Consider the following 20533-nt stretch of genomic DNA (forward strand, 5'->3'; position numbering starts at 1 on the left):
CTACGCACTCGGTACGAACGAGGACAGTGTTGGGCCAACGACGGGAACCCCGCCGCGCACAGGCGTTCGACGGGGAACTGGGCGCGGCCGTTGCGCGGGCTCAGGAAGGTGACGAGGCCGCCTTTGCGGTGGCGTACCGGATCGTGCAGCCGGGTCTGCTCGGTTATCTGCGCGGGCTGGTCGGCGGCGACGCCGAGGACGTGGCGTCGGACGCCTGGCTGGAGATCGCGCGGGACCTCGGGCGGTTCAAGGGAGACGGCGCGGGCTTCCGGGGCTGGACGGCGACCATCGCCCGGCACCGGGCCCTCGACCATCTGCGCCGGCAGCGGGTGCGCCCCCGCGCGTCGGCGCTGGAGCAGGACGCCCTCGAACTGCCGGGCACCCACAGCACCCACGACCAGGCGCTGGAGTCCATCTCCACCGAGCGCGCCCTGGAGATGGTCCGGGGGCTGCCGCGCGACCAGGCCGAGGCCGTGCTGCTGCGCGTGGTCGTCGGACTCGACGGCCCGGCCGCCGCGCGCGTCCTCGGCAAGCGGCCCGGCGCGGTGCGCACCGCCGCCCACCGGGGGCTGAAGCGGCTGGCCCGTCAGCTCGGTGCCGACGGCGGAACGGGCAGGGGTGTGACGGAAGACGGCTCCCGAACGCTGGGGGAGTCGAAATGAACGGCAACGGCGGCGCACCCGGCGACGAGACCGGCCGTCGGACAGGGATGGATGCGGACATGGGTGAACGGCACAGCGGCGGCGGAGCCCCCGGCCGTCGGCACGTGCACCCCGGCGGCACCGTGCCCGCCCCCGGGGTCGAGGCCGAGAACGCCGCGCTGGAGGCGCTGCTCGCCGCCGCACTGCGCCAGGGCGCCGTGGACGCCGAGGGCGAACAGCGGGCGGTGGCCGCGTTCCGCGCCACCCGGGACGCCCGGGCCCAGCAGGCGCGGACCCGGCGCCGGGACGACTGGCGGCCGCGAGAGCAACGGCGCACGCGACGCTCGGTGAAGGCGACGGTCGCCGTGTTCCTCACGAGTCTCACCCTGGGCGGCGTCGCGGTCGCCGGGATCGGGTCGGCCGGCTTCTCCGGCGACGCGGGCGGCGACCACGGGCAGCCCTCGCACGACGCCACGGACCGCCAGGCCGTGCGGCCCGACCCGACGGAGTCCCACGCGCCGGGCACCGCCGCCTCCCCGGACCGCCCGGAGACCGCGCAGGACACCGTGGCCCACTGCCGTGCCTACGAAGCGGTCAAGGACCGGGGCAAGGCGATGGACGCCACGGCCTGGCAGCGGCTGGTGACGGCCGCGGGCGGCGAGGACAACGTCGAGGCGTACTGCGCGGAGCAGTTGAAGGCCGCCGCCTCGTCGGCCGACAGGACGGGCAAGTCCGGCACCAAGGGCGGGAACGGGACGACGGCCGGCTCGGGTACCGCGACTCCGGCCGCTCCCGCGACGCGGGCCGTCGTGCCCACGACCCCCGCGGCCGGCAAGTCCAGGAGACCCGGGCGGTAGGTTCACCGGCCGCTGCCGCCGGCCGGGCGTGCGCCGGCTCGCGCGTCCGCGGGCCCGAACCGGTTCGTTCTCAGGAGTATGTACTCAGGAGCATGTCCAATGGAGCCCGACGCCCAGCTGTCGTCTGTCCCAGGGCCGGCCGGAGTGCGCCTCGCGACAAGTGTCACGGCGCCGAGGCAACGGCCGGGGCCGCCACCCCCCACAGGAGAGGCCCCGGCCGTCGCGCGGCACGGGCCGCGCGGCGGCCCGTACTCTCTACAGCGCCATGGATGCGTTTTCTGTCACACCCCACCGCGTCATGTATTGGTTGCACGTTGTACGGTCGTGGACGCAGACCTGTTTCAGGCCGTAACGTGCCTTTCGCGCCGACCGCGGACGACCAGCAAAACGGGTGAGGGAAACCGCCGCAGACCACGGCATCAGACCGCAGGGCAAGGACGAGGAATCACGACAGCGACAACCCGGTCCGCGCGGGCGGTGCCGGACGAGGCGCACAGAGGGGCAGTTCGGGGTGCTGGGGGACGACGCGGAGCTGACAGCCGCCGTGCTTGCGGCACAGGACGGGGACGAGACCGCGTTCCGGACCGTGTACCGCGCGGTGCATCCCCGGCTGCTCGGATACGTGCGGACGCTGGTCGGTGACCCCGACGCGGAGGACGTCACCTCCGAGGCGTGGCTGCAGATAGCCCGTGACCTGGAGCGGTTCAGCGGCGATGCCGACCGGTTCCGGGGCTGGGCGGCGCGGATCGCCCGCAACCGTGCGCTCGATCACATACGGATGCGCGGGCGGCGCCCCGCGATCGGCGGCGACGAGACGGAACTGACCGGGAAGGCCGCCGAGTCGGACACGGCCGGCGAGGCCATCGAGGCCCTGGCCACGGACCGCACCCTCTCCCTCATCGCCCAGCTCCCCCAGGACCAGGCGGAAGCCGTGGTGCTGCGGGTGGTCGTGGGCCTGGACGCCAAGTCCGCCGCGGAGACGCTCGGCAAGCGCCCGGGTGCCGTCCGCACGGCGGCGCACCGCGGACTGAAGCGGCTCGCGGAGCTGCTCGACGCGGGCCCCGGGGCGGATCCGGAATCGGCTGGCGCCCTCGGCGCCATGCCTCCCCAGCGAGATGCGCGCAGGCGCGCGGTGTCGCCCGCGGGTGTGACGCGCGTGCGTTCGCGAACGCAGAAGGACATGTGATGGCCGACGAGCAGTACGGGTGGCTTGACAAGGACGCGGCGGAACGGCTGCTGCGCGGAGAGCCGCTGGACGCCGTCGACCCCGACACGCGCGCACGCGCCGCCCGGCTCGCCGAGACCCTTGCCGCACTTGCCGCGACACCGGCGCCCGCCACGGAGGAACCGCCCGGCGAGGCCGCCGCGCTGGCCGCCTTCCGGGCCGCGCGCACCGGCGCCGACGGCGAGGGGGCACGCTCCGGGGCGTCCGCACGTCCGTACGCCGCCGTGTCCGCCGACGCCGGACTCATCCGCCTCGGGCGCCCCGTCGCCGCCGGGCGCCGGTCCCGGTGGTGGGGGCGTCCCGTGCGCTTCGGCCTCGCCGCCGCGGTGGCGGCCGGGGTGATCGGCGGGGCCGCGGTGGCGGCCGGAACCGGAGTCCTGCCGACGCCGTTCCACGACGAACCGGGACCCGCCGCGTCCGAGTCGGCCGCCGCGACGCCGCGGCAGCCGCCGGGCACGCCGACGCCGGGCGGACCCCGGGCGGGCGGTTCCCGTACGCCGGTGCCCGGTGCCACGGGCAGCGCCCGGAACGGCTCCTCGCACCCCGAGGCCGGCAACGGCTCCGCGCCGGGCGGCCGGCCGGGCGCAGGTGACGAGCACGCCGGAGGCGGGGCCGGGCAGCGGTGGGCCGTGGTGTACTCCTCCTGCCGCGATCTGGCCGACGGCAAGGGACTGGGCCTGGAGCGGCGGCGCGCTCTGGAGGACGCGGCCGGCGGCAGCGGACGGGTGAAGAAGTTCTGCAGGGGAGTCCTCGGCGGCAAAGGCCGTGTCCAGGGCACCGGGAACGGCAACGGCAACGGGAACGGCACCGGCAAGGGCACCGGGAACGGCAACGGGAACGGCACCGGGAACGGGAACGGCAGCGCCGGCGACCAGGGCGGCAACGGCGATGACGGCGAAGGCAACATAGGGCCGGCCACCCCCCACTCCGTGGCGCGGCTCCTGCCCCCGCGGACGGCGTCCCCGGGCCCCACCTACAGCGCGCTGGGCGCGCCTGAGGGCCACTGACCCGCCGCGCTCCGACCACATGCCTTTTGACCTGGGGTTTCGTGCTGCGTCGGACTTTGTTCGACGGGGGTGTGACGTTTTCGGCCGCGGTGGCGCAGTAATAAGTGAGCCGACTGGTCATCGGCCGTCGCACAGAGCCGGGGTTCCCCCCGTACCCACGGCTCCGTGCACCCGGCGCGGGCGGGACACGTTCCCCCGGTCCCGCCCGCGCCCCGCACACCTCCTCCGGTCCGTCTCACCAGGAGACGACGACCTTGTCGCCGGTCCGCACCTGCGAGAACAGCGCCGCGATCGCGGCCTCGTCCCGTACGTTCACACATCCGTGGGAGCCGCCGGCGTATCCGCGCGCCGCGAAGTCGTACGAGTAGTGCACCGCCTGGCCGCCGCTGAAGAACATCGCGTACGGCATGGGCGAGTGGTAGATCGTGGACACGTGGTGGCGTGATTTCCAGTAGATGTGGAACACACCCTCCCGCGTGGGCGTGTACTGGGTGCCGAACCGCACCGCCATCGTCGAGACGGTCCGTCCGCCGATCATCCAGCGCAGCGTCCGGGTCGTCTTGCTGATGCACAGCACCCGGCCCGTCATACAGCGCGGGTCCGGTGCGGCGGCCGGCTGCCCGCCCATCAGATACAGCTCCCACGTCCCGGGCTCGTGGGTCATCTTCAGCAGCCGCTGCCAGGTGACGGAGTCGACCTCGCCCGTCCGCGGCAGCCCGCGCTTGCCCTGGAAGCCCTTGACGGCGTTCTCGGTCAGATCGTCGTACGTCCCCGTCGGCCCGTCGAACAGCCAGGCCAGCTGGCGCAGCCTGGCCTGCAGTTCGCGGACCTGCCGGCCGGAGTCACCACGTGCCCACAGGACGGTGGCGGAAGGCTTCGAGGCGGGCGTGGCGCCCGGCGTCGCGCCCGGCGTCGCGCCGCCCGGCGGCGTGGACGGGACCTCGATGCGCACCGGTGAACGGTGCCCGGCGCCCCCGCCCTGCCCGTCCACCGGCTGCGCCGTGCATCCGGCGACCGCGGCGAGCGCGGCCGTCACCGCGAGTACGGCAAGCGATCTCCCCATGCCCCTGGTACGCATCCGCCCCCCGATCGTCCCGCCGGTCCCCGATGCCCGGTCGTGTCACCTGAGATCTTCCCCGCATGTGCCCCCAAGGGAACAACAGGGCATGGTTGTGAGCAAGGTCCCAGCGTGCGGCCCTCCACCGGGCGCACGGCCGCCGCTACAGTCCGTGCCGAGATCGTCCGTACCGGCCGGTAACGTAGTCGGGTCCACCGGGCCGGGAAACGAAGCAACGCGGAGGCACACACCATGGCGCGCGAGTCGGAGTCCGGACTGCCCATCGAGCCGGTGTACGGGCCGGACGCCCTGGAGAGCTGGGACCCGGACGGGAAGCTGGGCGCACCGGGGGAGTACCCGTTCACGCGCGGTGTGTATCCCACGATGTACACGGGCCGTCCGTGGACGATGCGTCAGTACGCGGGCTTCGGTACGGCGGTGGAGTCGAACGCGCGCTACAAGCAGCTGATCACGAACGGCACCATGGGCCTGTCGGTCGCCTTCGACCTGCCCACCCAGATGGGCCACGACTCCGACGCGCCGATCGCGCACGGCGAGGTCGGGAAGGTCGGCGTCGCCATCGACTCGCTCGACGACATGCGGGTGCTGTTCGACGGGATCCCGCTGGACAAGGTGTCCACGTCGATGACGATCAACGCGCCGGCCGCCCTGCTGCTGCTCCTGTACCAGCTGGTGGCCGAGGAGCAGGGCGTGCCGGCCGACCGGCTCACCGGCACCGTCCAGAACGACGTGCTGAAGGAGTACATCGCGCGGGGGACGTACATCTTCCCGCCCAAGCCATCCCTGCGTCTGATCGCGGACGTCTTCAAGTACTGCAGGGCGGAGATCCCGAAGTGGAACACCATCTCGATCTCCGGCTACCACATGGCGGAGGCGGGGGCCTCCCCCGCGCAGGAGATCGCGTTCACGCTGGCGGACGGCATCGAGTACGTGCGCACGGCGGTCGCGGCCGGCATGGACGTCGACGACTTCGCGCCCCGGCTGTCGTTCTTCTTCGTCGCCCGGACGACGATCCTGGAAGAGGTCGCCAAGTTCCGCGCCGCCCGCCGGATCTGGGCGCGCGTGATGCGGGACGAGTTCGGTGCGAAGGACCCGAAGTCGATGATGCTGCGGTTCCACACGCAGACGGCCGGCGTCCAGCTGACGGCGCAGCAGCCCGAGGTGAACCTGGTGCGCGTCGCCGTGCAGGGCCTGGCGGCGGTGCTCGGCGGCACGCAGTCGCTGCACACGAACTCCTTCGACGAGGCGATCGCGCTGCCGACGGACAAGTCCGCGCGCCTGGCGCTGCGCACGCAGCAGGTGCTCGCCTATGAGACGGACGTGACGGCGACCGTGGACCCCTTCGCGGGCTCGTACGCGGTCGAGACGATGACGGACGAGGTGGAGGCCGCGGCGCTGGAGCTGATGGGCAAGGTCGAGGAGCTGGGCGGCGCGGTCCCGGCGATCGAGCGCGGCTTCCAGAAGGGCGAGATCGAGCGCAACGCCTACCGGATCGCGCAGGAGACGGACGCGGGCGAGCGGGTCGTCGTCGGCGTCAACCGCTTCCAGCTCGACGAGGAGGAGCCCTACGAGCCGCTGCGCGTCGACCCGGCGATCGAGGCCCGGCAGGCGGAACGCCTCGCGGGGCTCCGCGCGGAGCGCGACCAGCGGGCGGTGGACGCGGCGCTCGCGGACCTGAAGAAGGCGGCGGAGGGCACCGACAACGTGCTGTACCCGATGCGGGAGGCGCTGAAGGCCCGCGCCACGGTGGGCGAGGTCTGCGACGCGCTGCGCGGGGTGTGGGGGACGTACGTGCCGAGCGACGCCTTCTGACCTGGGCAATTCCTCCGAATGGGTGACCGGGGGCGGAAGGAGCACGTCCCCGGTTACTCTCATGGAGAGTGATCCCCGAAAAGGAGGATGCCGTGGCTGTACTGCAACACGAGCTGACGTTGGGCGAAGCCGCCGACCTGCTCTCCCGTGCACTGCCTGGGCACCGCGTGGAGATTCTCCAGGGGAGGCTCACTGTGACACCGCCACCGGACGGTTCGCATGCGCTGTCGCTGACCAAGACGTGCCGGGCGCTTGAACGCGCAGGTATGGAGGGAAGCGGGGCGGAATGGGCCCAGGGCGTCGGCCTGTGGCTCCCCACGTTGCCCGAGGACTTCGCGATCCCCGACCTCTCCGTCCTAGACGAGGACTTCCGCGACGCCCACATCACCAAGAACTACTACGCGCCCGAGGTCTTCCGTCTGGTCGTCGAGGTGACGTCGTCGAACTGGTCCGATGATCTCGGTCCCAAGGTCGAGTGCTATGCCCAGGCGGGAATCCCGGCCTACCTCGTCGCGGACCGCAAGCACGATCAGGTCTTGTTGTACACCGACCCGGTCGACGGCAAGTACGCCGAGCCTCAGGTCTTCAAGCGCGGCCAGAGCGTGCCCGTGCCGGAGACGGTAGGCGTCCGCGTCGAACTCTCCGTGGACACCCTCCTCGACGGCGACGGCTGACCGTCTCGCCCCGCGAAACCCGGAATCGGAGTGTCGTACCCCCGTGCGACACTCCTTCCCATGTTCGGCGTCATCGATCTCCCCACCTACCTGGCGGGTCTCGTCCTCATCGTCCTGCTGCCCGGGCCCAACTCCCTCTACGTGCTGTCCGTCGCCGCCCGCCGCGGGGTGCGGGCCGGCTACACGGCGGCGGCGGGCGTGTGGTGCGGGGACACGGTGCTGATGACGCTGTCCGCGGCCGGAGTGGCCTCGCTGCTGAAGGCGAACGCCGTGCTGTTCGGGATCGTGAAGTACGCCGGGGCCGGTTATCTGACGTGGCTGGCGGTCGGCATGCTGCGGGCCGCATGGGGGATGTGGCGGAGCCGGCGGCAGGAGACCGCGGCCGCGCAGGCCCCGGCGCCGCTCGTCGCGGCCGCGGAGCGGCCCTTCCGCCGCGCCCTTGTGATCAGCCTGTTCAACCCCAAGGCGATCCTCTTCTTCGTCGCCTTCTTCGTGCAGTTCGTCGACCCCGGGTACGGACACCCGGCGCTCTCCTTCGTCGTGCTCGGCGTCTTCGCCCAGCTCGCCAGCGGCCTGTACCTGAGCGCCCTGATATTCGGCGGCACGCGCCTGGCGGCGGCCTTCCACCGGCGCAGGCGGCTGTCGGCGGGGGCCACGTCGGCCGCGGGCGTCCTCTTCCTGGGCTTCGCGGTGAAGCTGTCGCTGGCCGGCGCGTAGCCGGGGAAGCGGACCGGCCGGCGCGTCCCCTCGCGCCGGGGCTCAGCGACGTGGTGCCGACAGGGCGGTGCGCAGCCGGGGGGTCAGCGGGTTCTCCACGAAGCGGTTGAGCAGCCAGGCCAGCAGCAGCATGCTCGCGGCCGTCAGCGGGAGCGTGCCGTACGACGGGATGCCCAGCGTGCGGTGCAGGGCCTGGATGACGACCCAGCCCAGGTGCTCGTGGACCAGGTAGAAGGGGTAGGTCAGGGCCCCGGCGACCGTGAGCCACCGCCAGTTCGCCCAGCTCAGCCAGCCGAGGGCGATCGCGGCGACCGCGAGGAAGCCGAGCGTGACGACGAGGACGATGCCGTAGGCGGGGCGGTAGGAGAAGGCGTGCGGGTCCGGGGCGTGCCACAGGCGCCGCACCGCGTAGTGCTGGCCGATCAGCCAGCTGACGCCCACGATGCCCCAGGCGTACACGTCCCGCCGGTCGCGGTGCACGAGGTAGAGCCCGACGCCGCCGATGAAGAACGGCGCGTACTCGGGCATCAGGACGATGTCGAGCAGCGGCTCCTTGGCGCCCTGCGCGATGGCCGCCGCCAGCGTCCAGGAGGCGCAGAAGAGGATCACGCGCCGGCGGTTGGCGCCCGGCAGCACGACGAACAGGGCGAACAGGGCGTAGAAACGTATCTCCACCCACAGGGTCCAGCACACGCCCAGCACCCGGTCGGCACCGAGGGGCTGCTGCAGCAGCGTCAGGTTCAGCAGCGCGTCGCTCGGCGAGACCGCCTTGTACGCGACCACCGGCAGCGCGAACACCGCCGTCACGATGACGATCGCCGCCCAGTACGCGGGCAGCAGCCGGGAGGCACGGGAGGCGAAGAACGCCCGCAACGGGCGCCCCCAGCCGCTCATGCAGATGACGAACCCGCTGATGACGAAGAAGATCTGGACGCCCAGACAGCCGTACGCGAACCACGAGTGGAGCGTCGGGAACTGTTCCCGTGGCGAAGTGCCCCAGGCGCGGGCGACGTCGCCGCCGCGGCCGCCGTAGTGGTACGCGGCCACCATCAGCGCGGCGAGCAGCCGCAGGCCGTCCAGGGCCCGCAGCCGGCCCGCACCGCGCGCACGGCCCGCACGGGGCTTCGGGAGGCGGGGCGCGGCGGTCGACGGCGGAAGGGCGCCGCGTATCGCCGTGTCCGTGGCGGTCCCGCGGAGGGTCCCGGGCATGTCGATCACAGGTTTCCCCTCGGCGGGACTGGGCTGACCCACAGCACATTAATCGGATGAGAAGGTGATTCCCGTGGGTGGACTGCCGCTTCGCCGAACGCTCCGTGCCCGTTCACCTGCGCGTCACCCCGGGTTCCGGGGCCGGCCCGAACCGACCGGCCCCCAAAGACCTCAGCCGCGCACCGACCGCCTGAGGGAACGGGCCCGGCGCGCCACCCGGCGCACCGTCGCGTTGCGCGGGATGAACGCGAGCTGGGCGGGGACCGCGCCGGGCAGGGCCAGCGACGTGAGGCGCTTGCGCTTGAAGTAGCGCCAGGTGTACGAGGTCAGACGGGCCGTCAGATACTCCTCGGCGGCCGGACGCAGGTCCGGGTAGATCTTGGGCTGCATCGCATAGCCCACCGCGGCGACCAGCCCGGTCAGCTCCCGCACGTCCATGCCCCGGCGCCCGTCCGTGACCGCCTCGCGGTCGGTCAGCTCCGGCAGCAGCGCGTCGACGATCGTGACGGGGACGCGGTTGCTGTTCTCGTACGGCGCCAGGCGCTCCAGCAGCGTCTTGGTGCCGGTACGGGCCACCGGGAGGCCGTAGAGGGCGGACGCGGTGAGCAGGGCGGTGGAGAAGCAGCCCACGACCAGCGCCGGACGCATGCGCTGGTAGAGGACCTCGGCGAGGACGGGGGTGTCGAGCACCGTCAGATCGGCGCCGAGCCGGTCCGCCTCCTTCTCCAGGGTGCGCGACCAGCGCGCCGGGGCCGTCGGGTGCGGCTTGAACACCACGCGGGTGTGCCCGAGCGCGACCGCACCCTCCAGCATCCGCACATGGAGGTTCTCCTCCTCCTCGGCGGTGAGGATGTCGAGCGCGGACAGGTACTGGCCGAGCAGCAGCGCGGGTGCCTCGACGGACGGCAACGCCTCGCCGGTGTCCTCGAGTTCGGCGAGGACCTTGGAGAAGGCGTCCGTCGGCACGATCTCCGGCTCGACCCCGAACTCGGTGAGCAGCAGCGGCTTCAGGCCCGGCACCAGGTCCAGGTGGAGCAGCCGGTCCACGCGGGTGCCGACCAGCGGATCGATCTTGTTGCGGGTGGGGCCGTAGCTCATCAGGCCGTCCGCGTACACCGTGACGGGCGCCCCGGTGAAGATCTGGCAGATGCCCAGCGCCGGGTTGACCTGGATCGACTCGACGGCCAGTTGCACGTCGTCGTCACCGAGGTCCCAGGCCAGCCGCAGGTGCCGCTCCCACAGCGGGACGTCGTCCGGGCGCGGGGCCCAGCCGCCGGGGTGGAAGGGGGAGATGGTCTCGTTCCAGGAGATCACGTCGTCGAACCGGCCGCGCAGGTGCGCGAAGCCGGGCATCTCGTCCAGGCCGGGTGTGGTCTCGGGCGTCGCCGCGTTGTTGGAGACGAGCAGGACGCGCCGGTCGGCGGGCGCGAAGCACTCGCTGTCCAGGGCGGCGGCCAGCGTCGCCGTACCGTACAGCGTCGACGCCAGGAAGATCTGCGTCGTCACGCGGCCACCCCCGCGGAGGCGGGACGGCGGCGCAGCCGGCGCAGGCGCGAGGCGCGCTGGACGTCCATGGAGTCGAGAGCCCCCTCGAGTACGTCCTGCGGCATGCGCCGCAACGCGACAGCACTCATCGACTTCAGTTTCCGTGCCACCGGCGGCTCGAACCTTTCGATGGATCCCAGATGATGGGAAATGATGGCGCAATACGTGCGAACGGCTTTGGGGAGGAGTTTGTCCGCGTCCGGGTCCTCGGCCGTTTCGGCCACCACCTGGTCGAACGCGCGAATGAAGTCCAATTGTCGTACATCGCCGATCTGGGTGAGCGAGGAGGCGACTCCGCGCCGGTAGAAGACGCCCAGCAGACTCACCGCCGCGAACGACTCCGCCTCACGGTGCAGCCGCCAGATCCACGGCCGGTCCTCCGCGGTGCGCAGCCCGTGGGTGAAGTGCAGCAGGCCGCGGTCGACCAGCCGGCGGTGGTAGACGCCCGCCCACGCGTAGGGGTAGTCGACGGAGGTGGAGCGGTCGGCGGGCAGGATCGCGTCCCGCGGGGTCATCACCACGCCGCGCCGGCCGTGCGGCACCCGGTGCACGGTGCGGGCCCGCGCGGTGCACTGCACATGGTCGGTGCGGACGAAGTCGCACCCCAACTCCTCGATGGCGGCGACCAGCCGGGGGTAGTAGCCGGGTGCGAGCCAGTCGTCCCCGTCGAGGAACGTGAGGTACTCGCCGCGCGCCGCGTCGATCCCGGTGTTGCGGGCGGTCGCCAGTCCTCCGTTCTGCTCGTGCCGGACGAGCACCGCGCCTGGCAGCTCGCGCTGCGCGCGCGCGAGGATGTCCGGTGTCTCGTCGCGCGAACAGTCGTCGACGAGAATGAATTCGAAGTCCTCGCGCGCGTTCGCACGCAGGCTCTTCAGGGTGTCGGGCGCGTATTGCTGCACGTTGTAGAACGGCACGATGACGGAGAGCTTGACCACCCGAGTGACGTTAGGGGGCGGCCCGGCATTCGTCTTGACCGTCGGCTTGATACCGGGTGAACGACGCGTGGCGGAATAGTGAACCCAGTTGTTCCGGACGTGTTTCGCGGCCCGATTCGCCATTCGGCGAAGTGCTGTTAACCATTTGTTGGATTCCGGTTGGGCTGGGCATCGGAATCGCTTCCTAGCGTCTTCGACGTGCCAGCAAGTACCGCGAACACCCTGCGGATTGCCGTCCTCGCCGATTCCGACACCCGGTGGAAATGGGGCGCGCTCACCGCGAACCGCATCTCACCGACACGGCCCGGGGAAGCCGGCGAATCGCCTGAAACGGCCGCTCCGGACATACGACTGGACGGTTTCCTGCTACGGGGCCGCGCCACCCCCACCGCGCGCCAGCTCCACGAGGTCGGCGTCCGCGCGGACTCCCTCCGGGAGGTGACCGCCGTCGAGTTCCTGCGCGAGATGACGCAGGAGACGTACGACGTCCTCGTGCTCGCCCTCGTCGGCGGCGGCGTCCAGGCGATACTGCACGGGCTCGCCCACGCCTGGCGGGAACGCACCCGGCGGCCCGTGGTCGTCACCGGCTATGTGGGCGTCGTCTACGAGAAGCTCGCCGACGGCCTGCTGCTGCGGCACGGTGCGGACCTCGTCCTCGCCAACTCCCGCCGGGACGCCGAGCGTTTCCGCGCGGTGTACGAGGGAGTGGGCGCCGACGCCTCGTCGGTCACCGAGGTGGCGCTGCCCTTCCTCGGCGGGGCCCCGTACGAGAAGAAGGACCCGTACACGGTCGTCTTCGCCGCGCAGCCCTCCGTGCCCGAGAGCCGCGGGGACCGCACGTACCTGCTGAACCGGCTGATCGAGCACGCGCGCCGCCACCCCGAGCGCGAGGTACTGCTCAAGCTCCGCTCCAAGCCGGGCGAACACACCACCCACATCGAGGAACTGCCCTACCAGAAGCTGGCCCAGAAGCAGCAGCCGCCGGCCAACTTCCGCCTGGTGTACGGAAACATGGGCGACGTCCTCGACCGCACCGATCTGCTGGTCACCGTCAGCTCGACGGCCGCCCTGGAATCCCTGCACCGCCGCATCCCCACCGTCGTCCTGACCGACCTCGGAGTGCGGGAGGCGCTCGGCAACCACCACTTCGTGGGCTCCGGCTGCCTCGCCTCCTGGGACCAGCTGGACGCCGGACACGAGCCCCTGCCCGACCCGGAGTGGGTGTCGCGGCAGGGCGTCGCGGCCGACGGGGCGTACGCGACCGCCTTCGACGAGGCACGCCGGCGCATCACCGCGCTGCTCGCCGCCGGTGGACTGCCACCGCTGAAGCCCTACTACACGCCCCTCACCGCGCCCGGCTATCTGCCCGGCGTCCTCGCCCGCCACCACCTCGCCCCGGACGGCAGCCCGCTGCCCGGCGCACCCGCCGCCGACAGGGCCGCCGGCCCGGTGCGCCAGATCGTCCGCCGCGCGGCCCGCGGCGCCTACCGCCACGGCGTGCAGCGTGTCGCGCCCGTGATCCGGCGGATGGGGGAGCTGTGAGCGGGCGGATCCCACGCCAAGGACCCCAAGGAGTACAGCCCATGTCGAACCCGGAAGCGGGACAGGCGGCACCGGCGCGCCGCGTGCTCGCGGTGATCCCCGCGCGCGGCGGCTCCAAGGGCGTGCCCGCGAAGAACCTGGCCCCGGTCGGCGGGGTGCCGCTGGTGGCCCGCGCGGTGCGCGAGTGCCGGGCCGCCCGGCTCGTCACCGACGTCGTCGTCTCCACCGACGACGCGGCGATCGCCGCCGCGGCCCGCGAGGCCGGTGCCGAGGTCGTGCTGCGGCCCGCCGCCATCGCCGGCGACACCGCCACCTCCGAGGACGCCGTCCTGCACGCCATGGACGCCCACGAGGCGCTGCACGGCTCACCGGCCGACGTGGTGCTGCTGGTCCAGTGCACCAGCCCCTTCCTGGTCCGCGAGGACATCGACGGGGTGGCCGCCGCGGTCGTCGAGAACGGCGCCGACACGGCGCTGACCGTAGCCCCCTTCCACGGCTTCCTCTGGCGCGACGCCGCCGACGAGCCCGCGCCCGTCATCGACGCGCGGCACGCCGGCGAGGTGTCCGGGACGGGCGGCACCCGGGTCGCCGGCACCACCGCCACCGAGTGCGGATACGGCGTCAACCACGACAAGTCGTTCCGCCCCCGCCGCCAGGACCGCCCCCAGGACCTGCTGGAGACCGGCGCCGCCTACGCCATGGACGCGGCCGGACTGCGCGAGCACCGGCACCGCTTCTTCGGCCGCACCGACCTCGTGCGCACCGACCCGGCCCGGGTCCTGGAGATCGACGACCCGCACGACCTGGCCCGAGCCCGCGCCCTGGCATCGCTGTTCGACGCGGCCCGGCCCGGCGCCCTCCCGACCCGCGCCGACCTGGACGCGGTCGTGCTCGACTTCGACGGCACCCAGACCGACGACAGGGTGCTGATCGACTCCGACGGACACGAGTTCGTCTCCGTGCACCGCGGGGACGGCCTCGGCATCGCCGCACTGCGCAGGAGCGGCCTTGCGATGCTCGTCCTGTCCACGGAGCAGAACCCGGTCGTCGCCGCCAGGGCCCGGAAGCTGCGCATCCCGGTCCTGCACGGCATCGACCGGAAGGACCTCGCACTCAAGCAGTGGTGCGAGGAGCAGGGCATCGCGCCCGAGCGCGTGCTCTACGTCGGCAACGACGTCAACGACCTCCCGTGCTTCGCCCTCGTCGGCTGGCCCGTGGCGGTCGCGAGCGCCCACGACGTCGTGCGCGGCGCCGCACGCGCGGTCACCACCGCCCCGGGCGGTGACGGCGCGATCCGAGAGATCGCCAGCTGGATCCTCGGCCCCTCTCTCGACTCCCTCGACACGTAAGGAATCCCCCCGCCATGAGCAGCAACTCCCGTCTCCGCCAGCTCGGTTCGCGCGCCGCCGGCCCCGGCCGGCCGGTCTACATCTGCGGCGAGATCGGCATCAACCACAACGGTGAGCTGGAGAACGCCTTCAAGCTGATCGACGTGGCCGCCGAGGCCGGCTGCGACGCCGTCAAGTTCCAGAAGCGCACCCCCGAGATCTGCACCCCGCGCGACCAGTGGGACATCGAGCGCGACACCCCCTGGGGCCGGATGACCTACATCGACTACCGCCACCGCGTGGAGTTCGGCGAGGACGAGTACCGCCGGATCGACGCGTACTGCAAGGAGAAGGGCATCGACTGGTTCGCGTCCCCGTGGGACACCGAGGCGGTCGCCTTCCTGGAGAAGTTCGACGTCCCGGCGCACAAGGTCGCCTCCGCCTCCCTGACGGACGACGAGCTGCTGCGCACCCTGCGCGCCACCGGCCGCACGGTCATCCTGTCCACCGGCATGTCGACCCCGAAGCAGATCCGCCACGCGGTCGAGGTACTCGGCAGCGACAACATCCTGCTCTGCCACGCCACCTCGACGTACCCGGCGAAGGCCGAGGAGCTCAACCTCCGCGTGATCAACACCCTGGAGAAGGAGTACCCGAACGTCCCGATCGGCTACTCCGGCCACGAGACGGGCCTGCAGACCACGCTTGCGGCGGTCGCCCTGGGCGCCGCGTTCGTCGAGCGGCACATCACCCTCGACCGCGCCATGTGGGGCTCCGACCAGGCCGCGTCCGTGGAGCCGCAGGGCCTGCAGCGCCTCGTGCGCGACATTCGCACCATCGAGGCGTCGCTCGGCGACGGCGTGAAGAAGGTCTACGACTCCGAGCTGGGCCCGATGAAGAAGCTGCGCCGCGTCGCCGGCGTGGTCGCCGAGGCGGAGATCGCCGCGGCGGCCGGTGAGCCGGTGTCGGTCTGAGCGCCTGACGGGACGGTCCCACGCCGATGAGCCCCCGCGCCGCATCCGGCGGCCCCCGCGCGCTCGCGTTCGTCGAGAGCCCGGTACAGCTCCTGAACGTGCTGGAGTGGGCGCACACACACGCGCACGCGCTGGGCGCGACGGGGACCGGTGCGCCCGGCCGCCGGGCGGCGATCCCCGCAGGGGGCGGCCGGCGGTCCGGCGCGGGGCGCACGGCGGCGAGCGGCGCGGCCGGCGGTCGGACGCCCGCGGGGCTCACCCTCGTGGTGCTGGCACCCACCGACCCGATGACCCGCGGCCAACTGCGCCGCATGGCGGAACTCGCCCGCGAGGAGGGCCACGAGGTCCGCTGGGAGGAGGCCCGGGGCGGCGCGACGGCACCCTTCCAGACCGTCGGCCGCCTCGCCCCGCTGCTGCGCCGGGCGGGCTGCGTGGTGATGGGGGACCCCTTCTCCCGCTACGTCCAGCTGCTGCTGACGATCACCCGCGCCCACGACCTGGTCGTGGTGGACGACGGCACGGCGACGATGGAGTTCGTCGCCCAGCTCGCCCGCGGCGAACGCCTGGTGCGCTGGCACCGCAAGGGCGGCCGCCCGGGCGCCCGTGACCTGCTGTTCGCCCCGGTGTCCTCGTCGGCGCGCCGCCGCCTGACACCCGGCGCGCGCCGCACGGTGGAGGTCTTCTCCTCGATGCCGATCCACGAGGCCCCCACCGGGGTCGCGGTCACGGCGAACGACTTCGCCTGGACCCGCGCCCGCTTCGGTCCGCCGCGCCTGACGAAGGGCGCGGACCTGGTGGGCACCTCCCTCGTGGAGACCGGCGTGGTGGACCCGGAGCGCTACCTGGAGGCGGTCCGGGCCCTCGCCGGGGCGCACGGCGCCGGGCGCTACTTCGCCCACCGGCGCGAGAGCTCGGAGAAACTCCACCGCGTGGCGGCCGAGACGGGCCTGGAGGTGGTCCGCCCGGACCTCCCGCTGGAACTGATCGCGCGCCGGGGCCCCATCGGCCGCACCATCCTCAGCTTCCCCTCCACGGTCGTCCACACCCTGCCCCTGGCACTGGCCGGCACGCAGGTCCGCGTGGCGGTGTGCGACATCGACCCGGCCTGGCTGACCGACCGCGCGTCACCGCGGGCGCAGGGCTTCCTGTCGGGGGTGACGGGGACGGCCAGGGGCGTGGACCGGGTGCCGTCGCCCGCGGAGCAGGACATCACCACGGGATAGGGCCGGGGTGCCACCCGGCGCGTCCCCCGTGCGGAGCCGGCCGGCACCGCACGGGGAGACGCGTTCGCGGCCCCGCCGACGGGCCGGCGCCCGCCGTGCGCCGCCGGGGACGTCACCGTCGTCGCCTCGCTCAGCGCATCGGCCGGCCGCCCACCCGTATGCCGGGGCCGCGGTCTCGCCATGCCGGGGCCGCGGTCTAGCCCTCGCGGTCTAGCCGTCGCGGTTTCGCCGCCGGCGCGGCGGCGTCCGGGAGGTCTCCCACGACCGTGCGACGCCCTCCGGGAGGCCGGACGGCCCCCCGGCGTGGTATCCGTGAGGGGAAGGGAGTCGCCCGGGTGGTCCGGGCGGTTCCCCGGGTCGGGAGCGCTCGGACACGGGAGCGGTCCCGTGCAGGATCACCGGGCGCCCTCGGCGGTGCCGGGACGGCTCCGCTCACACCCCGGCGGGCCGCTCCGGACTCCCCCGGTATCCCCTTCGTCCGGAAAGCCGGGCGAGTTTACCCATCCTCATCGTCGGCTATGCGGCGAGCGGCCAGTTTTTCTCCCCCTGACGGGTTGAAGTTTTGTTGATCGTGGGGAGGCCGGCCGCCCGATCGCCCTACCCTTCAAAGGGTGAACCAATTGATGTCCCGAGAGTCCGAGGCCGATCACCCCGGGGACGCGGTGCTCCCCGGCGCGCTGCCCGAGGCGCTGCGCGCCGAACTCGTCGCCTTCCGCCGCGACCTGCACATGCACCCGGAGCTCGGCAACCAGGAGTTCCGTACGACCGCCGCGATCAAGGCCCGCCTGGAGCAGGCCGGACTCGTTCCGCGCGTGCTCGACACCGGCACCGGGCTCTTGTGCGACATCGGCGACCAGGACGGCGTACGTCCCGTGCTCGCGCTGCGCGCCGACATCGACGCGCTGCCCATCCCCGACACCAAGACCGGGTGCGCCTACCGCTCCACCGTGCCCGACCGCGCCCACGCCTGCGGCCACGACGTGCACACCACGGTCGTCCTCGGCGCCGGGCTCGTCCTCGCCGAACTGCACCGCCGGGGGCGGCTGCCGCGGCCGGTGCGGCTGATCTTCCAGCCCGCCGAGGAGGTCCTGCCGGGCGGTGCCACCGAGGCCATCGGGTCCGGTGTCCTCGACGGCGTCGGGCGGATCATCGCCGTGCACTGCGACCCCAAGGTGGAGGCGGGCCGCATCGGACTGCGCCACGGCCCCATCACCTCCGCGTGCGACCGGCTGGAGGTCGCGCTCGACGGGGCCGGCGGGCACACCGCGCGCCCCCACCTCACCACCGATCTCGTCACGGCCGCCGCGCGCGTCGCCACCGAGGTGCCGGCGCTGGTCGCGCGCCGCGTGGACGCCCGCAGCGGGCTTGCCGTCACCTGGGGGCGCATCGAGTCCGGGCACGCCTGCAACGTCATCCCGCAGCACGCCGAGCTGTCCGGGACCGTGCGCTGCCTCGACCTCGACGCCTGGCGGCAGGCACCGGACGTCGTCCACGCGGCCATCGACGAGATCGCGAACCTGTACAAGGCGAAGTCCGAGATCAACTACATCCGCGGGGTGCCGCCGGTGGTCAACGACCCCGACGTCGCGGACCTGCTGCGCGAGGCCATGACCGCCCGCCGCGGCGCCCACTCCGTCGAGGACACCGAGCAGAGCCTCGGCGGCGAGGACTTCTCCTGGTACCTGGAGCACGTCCCCGGGGCCATGGCCCGCCTCGGCGTACGCCGGCCCGGCGACCGCACCGTCCGCGACCTCCACCAGGGCGACTTCGACGCCGACGAGCACGCCATCACCGTCGGAGTGGAACTGTTCACGGCGGCGGCGCTGCTGGACGCGGAGCGGTAGACGCACAGCCGGACCCCGCGGGCACCGGGGGGTCCGCACGGCCGGAAGGGGTGCCCGATCGGCACCCCTTCGTCCGCTCGCGTCACCCGCCCGTAACGGTCGGTGCCCGGACGTAACCAGGCGTCGGCACGAATCGATAACGGCCGCGACGAACCCCGTACCGCTCCGCTTCTACGCGCGTTACTGTGCGCCGGACCGCTGCGGTGCGGCGCGTCGGGCAAGCGGGCCGGGTGACGGTGCCGTGGGGATGAAGGGGTGCTTTGCTGTGCGTCTGATCTCTCGGAGGACGAGGTTCTCCCAAGCTGCGGTGACCGTCGCGGTCATCGCCCTCGCGGCCGCCGGGTGCGGCAAGTCCAGCAGCGAGTCGTCCGGGGGCTCCTCCGAGTCCGGCAAGTACTCGGGCAAGGGCATAGGCCTCGCCTACGACATCGGAGGCAAGGGCGACCAGTCCTTCAACGACGCCGCCTTCACCGGCTTCCAGAAGGCCGAGAAGGACTTCAAGATAGGCGGCCGGGACGTCGAGCCGAGCGACAACGAGACCGACGCCGACAAGGTGCAGCGGCTCGAACAGCTCGCCAAGGCGGGCTACAACCCGATCATCGGCGTCGGCTTCGTCTACGCGCCCGCCGTCAAGGAGGTCGCGGCGAAGTTCCCGAAGATCACCTTCGGCATCATCGACGACAACAACGTCCAGGCGAAGAACGTCGCCGACCTCGTCTTCCATGAGGAGCAGTCCTCGTACCTGGCGGGTGTCGCCGCGGCCAAGGCGACCAAGAAGAACCACATCGGGTTCATCGGCGGTGTGGACATCCCGCTCATCCACAAGTTCGAGGCGGGTTTCGTCCAGGGCGCCAAGTCGGTCAACCCGAAGATCAAGATCGAATCGCAGTACCTGACCCAGACCGCGCAGGAGGGCGGCTTCGCCAGCCCCGACAAGGGCAAGGACGCGACGAACGGTCAGATCGAGGCGGGTGCCGACGTCGTCTACCACGCGGCCGGCCTGTCCGGTCAGGGCGTCATCCAGGCCGCCGCCGCGCACAAGGTGTGGGCCATCGGCGTCGACTCCGACCAGTACCAGCAGGGCGCACTGGCCAAGTACAAGGACTGGATCCTCGGCTCGGCCCTCAAGAACGTCGGCGGCGCGGTGTACGAGCTGACCAAGTCCGTAGTCGAGGGCAAGCCGCTCAGCGGCGACGTGCGCGGCGACCTGAAGTCGGGCGGTGTCGGCTTCGCCGACTCCAACCCGAAGTACCAGGCGATGAAGGATGTCGTCGCCGCCGTCGACAAGGCCAAGCAGGACATCATCGACGGCAAGGTCACCGTCAACACCCGGTGAGCCGTTGACCACAGACGCGGGAGCCCCGGCCCGTACGGGCCGGGGCTCCCTCTCGCTCATGGTGGTCCGGGAGCGCTGGGCGCGCTCGCCGGGACCCGGTGGCTAGAGCGGTTCGTCCGTCTCGATGTAGATCTTGAGCACACCGACACCGGTGTTCTTCGGGTCGGTGGTGCAGACGGCCTTCGACGTCTGACCCTTGCGGGTGTTGACCCACGGGCCGAAGACATTGGACGTCGTGCCGCGCGGCCCCACGCACACCACCTTCACCCGGTGGATGCTGTAGCGGGTGTTCCCGCCGGTGCACTTGCCGTAACCGGTCGCGCCGTCCTTGGACACCCATGTGCTGCAGTTCGACGCGGCCATGGCGGGTGCGGCGACACCGACCACCGTGGCGGACAGAGCGATGCCCACGCCGGCGGTGGCGGCGGCGAGCTTGTTGAGTTTCACGATCCTCCCCGTGATTCCGTAAAGAGACACCGCAGGTTGGTCCGGCCTGCGGGGATGCGCATCTCGGTCGGTCAGTCTGCCGTCGGCGGACTGCGAATAGATCAACCGCTGGAAGGATCTTGAAGGCTGCGGCGGCGTG

The 20533-nt window shown here is 72.4% G+C and carries 18 protein-coding genes; 13 read left to right on the forward strand and 5 right to left on the reverse strand.

The features are described from left to right. Positions 1-29 precede the first annotated feature (29 nt). The 4 genes from ACZ79I_RS24590 (at position 30) to ACZ79I_RS24605 (ending at position 3730) form a co-directional block, all read left to right on the forward strand. Positions 30-662 carry an RNA polymerase sigma factor gene (locus ACZ79I_RS24590; RefSeq protein ID WP_471505196.1) on the forward strand — a complete coding sequence of 211 codons (633 nt, stop codon included), beginning with the start codon at positions 30-32 and terminating at the stop codon, positions 660-662. A gap of 59 nt (positions 663-721) precedes the next feature. Beyond that, positions 722-1498 (forward strand): hypothetical protein, encoded by a 777-nt coding sequence (locus ACZ79I_RS24595; RefSeq protein ID WP_471499625.1) that lies wholly within the window; start codon positions 722-724, stop codon positions 1496-1498. Between the two features lie 511 nt (positions 1499-2009). Further along, the gene (locus ACZ79I_RS24600; protein ID WP_471499626.1) at positions 2010-2684 is read left to right on the forward strand and encodes an RNA polymerase sigma factor; all 675 of its coding nucleotides are present in this window, start codon (positions 2010-2012) and stop codon (positions 2682-2684) included. Beyond that, a complete protein-coding gene (locus ACZ79I_RS24605) occupies positions 2684-3730 on the forward strand; it encodes a hypothetical protein (RefSeq protein WP_471499627.1) in 1047 nt (348 codons plus the stop codon). The genes ACZ79I_RS24600 and ACZ79I_RS24605 overlap by 1 nt, the downstream gene beginning before the upstream one ends. Positions 3731-3965: 235 nt before the next feature. Here ACZ79I_RS24605 and ACZ79I_RS24610 read toward each other — a convergent pair whose 3' ends face one another. Beyond that, positions 3966-4793, reverse strand: coding sequence for a L,D-transpeptidase family protein (locus ACZ79I_RS24610; protein WP_471499628.1), 828 nt, complete (start codon positions 4791-4793; stop codon positions 3966-3968). Between the two features lie 246 nt (positions 4794-5039). Between ACZ79I_RS24610 and ACZ79I_RS24615 the strand changes: the two genes are divergently transcribed. The 3 genes from ACZ79I_RS24615 to leuE all read left to right on the forward strand — a co-directional run bounded on the left by ACZ79I_RS24615 (position 5040) and on the right by leuE (position 8011). Next, positions 5040-6620 (forward strand): acyl-CoA mutase large subunit family protein, encoded by a 1581-nt coding sequence (locus ACZ79I_RS24615; RefSeq protein WP_471499629.1) that lies wholly within the window; start codon positions 5040-5042, stop codon positions 6618-6620. Positions 6621-6712: 92 nt separating this feature from the next. Continuing rightward, on the forward strand, positions 6713-7294 hold the full coding sequence (locus ACZ79I_RS24620; RefSeq protein WP_471499630.1) for a Uma2 family endonuclease: 582 nt from the start codon (positions 6713-6715) through the stop codon (positions 7292-7294). A 60-nt stretch (positions 7295-7354) separates the two neighbouring features. Further along, positions 7355-8011, forward strand: coding sequence for a leucine efflux protein LeuE (gene leuE, locus ACZ79I_RS24625; RefSeq protein ID WP_471499631.1), 657 nt, complete (start codon positions 7355-7357; stop codon positions 8009-8011). Positions 8012-8053: 42 nt separating this feature from the next. On the opposite strand, the gene ACZ79I_RS24630 is transcribed toward leuE, so the two are convergent. The 3 genes from ACZ79I_RS24630 to ACZ79I_RS24640 form a co-directional block, all read right to left on the reverse strand. Beyond that, positions 8054-9220, reverse strand: a complete 1167-nt coding sequence (locus ACZ79I_RS24630; protein WP_471499632.1) for an acyltransferase family protein — start codon at positions 9218-9220, stop codon at positions 8054-8056. 171 nt (positions 9221-9391) lie between these two features. Continuing rightward, positions 9392-10726 carry an alpha-2,8-polysialyltransferase family protein gene (locus ACZ79I_RS24635; RefSeq protein ID WP_471499633.1) on the reverse strand — a complete coding sequence of 445 codons (1335 nt, stop codon included), beginning with the start codon at positions 10724-10726 and terminating at the stop codon, positions 9392-9394. Further along, entirely contained in the window at positions 10723-11700 is a 978-nt protein-coding gene (locus tag ACZ79I_RS24640) for a glycosyltransferase family 2 protein (protein ID WP_471499634.1), read from the reverse strand. Before ACZ79I_RS24640 ends, ACZ79I_RS24635 begins: the two co-directional genes overlap by 4 nt. 198 nt (positions 11701-11898) lie before the next feature. Here ACZ79I_RS24640 and ACZ79I_RS24645 point away from each other — a divergent pair, with 198 nt between their 5' ends. The 6 genes from ACZ79I_RS24645 to ACZ79I_RS24670 all read left to right on the forward strand — a co-directional run bounded on the left by ACZ79I_RS24645 (position 11899) and on the right by ACZ79I_RS24670 (position 19947). Then, positions 11899-13242 carry a DUF6716 putative glycosyltransferase gene (locus ACZ79I_RS24645; RefSeq protein WP_471499635.1) on the forward strand — a complete coding sequence of 448 codons (1344 nt, stop codon included), beginning with the start codon at positions 11899-11901 and terminating at the stop codon, positions 13240-13242. A 41-nt stretch (positions 13243-13283) separates the two neighbouring features. Next, on the forward strand, positions 13284-14591 hold the full coding sequence (locus tag ACZ79I_RS24650) for a cytidylyltransferase domain-containing protein (protein ID WP_471499636.1): 1308 nt from the start codon (positions 13284-13286) through the stop codon (positions 14589-14591). Between the two features lie 14 nt (positions 14592-14605). Next, positions 14606-15544, forward strand: coding sequence for an N-acetylneuraminate synthase family protein (locus tag ACZ79I_RS24655; RefSeq protein ID WP_471499637.1), 939 nt, complete (start codon positions 14606-14608; stop codon positions 15542-15544). Between the two features lie 26 nt (positions 15545-15570). Continuing rightward, positions 15571-16767, forward strand: coding sequence for a hypothetical protein (locus ACZ79I_RS24660; RefSeq protein ID WP_471499638.1), 1197 nt, complete (start codon positions 15571-15573; stop codon positions 16765-16767). Between the two features lie 623 nt (positions 16768-17390). Further along, entirely contained in the window at positions 17391-18611 is a 1221-nt protein-coding gene (locus ACZ79I_RS24665) for an amidohydrolase (RefSeq protein ID WP_471499639.1), read from the forward strand. A gap of 307 nt (positions 18612-18918) precedes the next feature. Beyond that, positions 18919-19947, forward strand: coding sequence for a BMP family lipoprotein (locus ACZ79I_RS24670; protein ID WP_471499640.1), 1029 nt, complete (start codon positions 18919-18921; stop codon positions 19945-19947). A gap of 102 nt (positions 19948-20049) precedes the next feature. Here ACZ79I_RS24670 and ACZ79I_RS24675 read toward each other — a convergent pair whose 3' ends face one another. After that, on the reverse strand, positions 20050-20394 hold the full coding sequence (locus tag ACZ79I_RS24675; protein ID WP_471499641.1) for a hypothetical protein: 345 nt from the start codon (positions 20392-20394) through the stop codon (positions 20050-20052). Positions 20395-20533 lie beyond the last annotated feature (139 nt).

The organism is Streptomyces sp. PSU-S4-23, from assembly GCF_055632315.1.

What these genes read in the sequence shown, in the direction of transcription:
- ACZ79I_RS24595 (WP_471499625.1), top strand. Translation starts at nt 722, where the DNA reads ATGGGTGAACGGCACAGCGGCGGCGGAGCCCCCGGCCGTCGGCACGTG.
- ACZ79I_RS24605 (WP_471499627.1), top strand. Translation starts at nt 2,684, where the DNA reads ATGGCCGACGAGCAGTACGGGTGGCTTGACAAGGACGCGGCGGAACGG.
- ACZ79I_RS24610 (WP_471499628.1), bottom strand. Translation starts at nt 4,793, where the DNA reads ATGGGGAGATCGCTTGCCGTACTCGCGGTGACGGCCGCGCTCGCCGCG.
- ACZ79I_RS24615 (WP_471499629.1), top strand. Translation starts at nt 5,040, where the DNA reads ATGGCGCGCGAGTCGGAGTCCGGACTGCCCATCGAGCCGGTGTACGGG.
- leuE (WP_471499631.1), top strand. Translation starts at nt 7,355, where the DNA reads ATGTTCGGCGTCATCGATCTCCCCACCTACCTGGCGGGTCTCGTCCTC.
- ACZ79I_RS24630 (WP_471499632.1), bottom strand. Translation starts at nt 9,220, where the DNA reads ATGCCCGGGACCCTCCGCGGGACCGCCACGGACACGGCGATACGCGGC.
- ACZ79I_RS24650 (WP_471499636.1), top strand. Translation starts at nt 13,284, where the DNA reads ATGTCGAACCCGGAAGCGGGACAGGCGGCACCGGCGCGCCGCGTGCTC.
- ACZ79I_RS24655 (WP_471499637.1), top strand. Translation starts at nt 14,606, where the DNA reads ATGAGCAGCAACTCCCGTCTCCGCCAGCTCGGTTCGCGCGCCGCCGGC.
- ACZ79I_RS24660 (WP_471499638.1), top strand. Translation starts at nt 15,571, where the DNA reads ATGAGCCCCCGCGCCGCATCCGGCGGCCCCCGCGCGCTCGCGTTCGTC.
- ACZ79I_RS24665 (WP_471499639.1), top strand. Translation starts at nt 17,391, where the DNA reads ATGTCCCGAGAGTCCGAGGCCGATCACCCCGGGGACGCGGTGCTCCCC.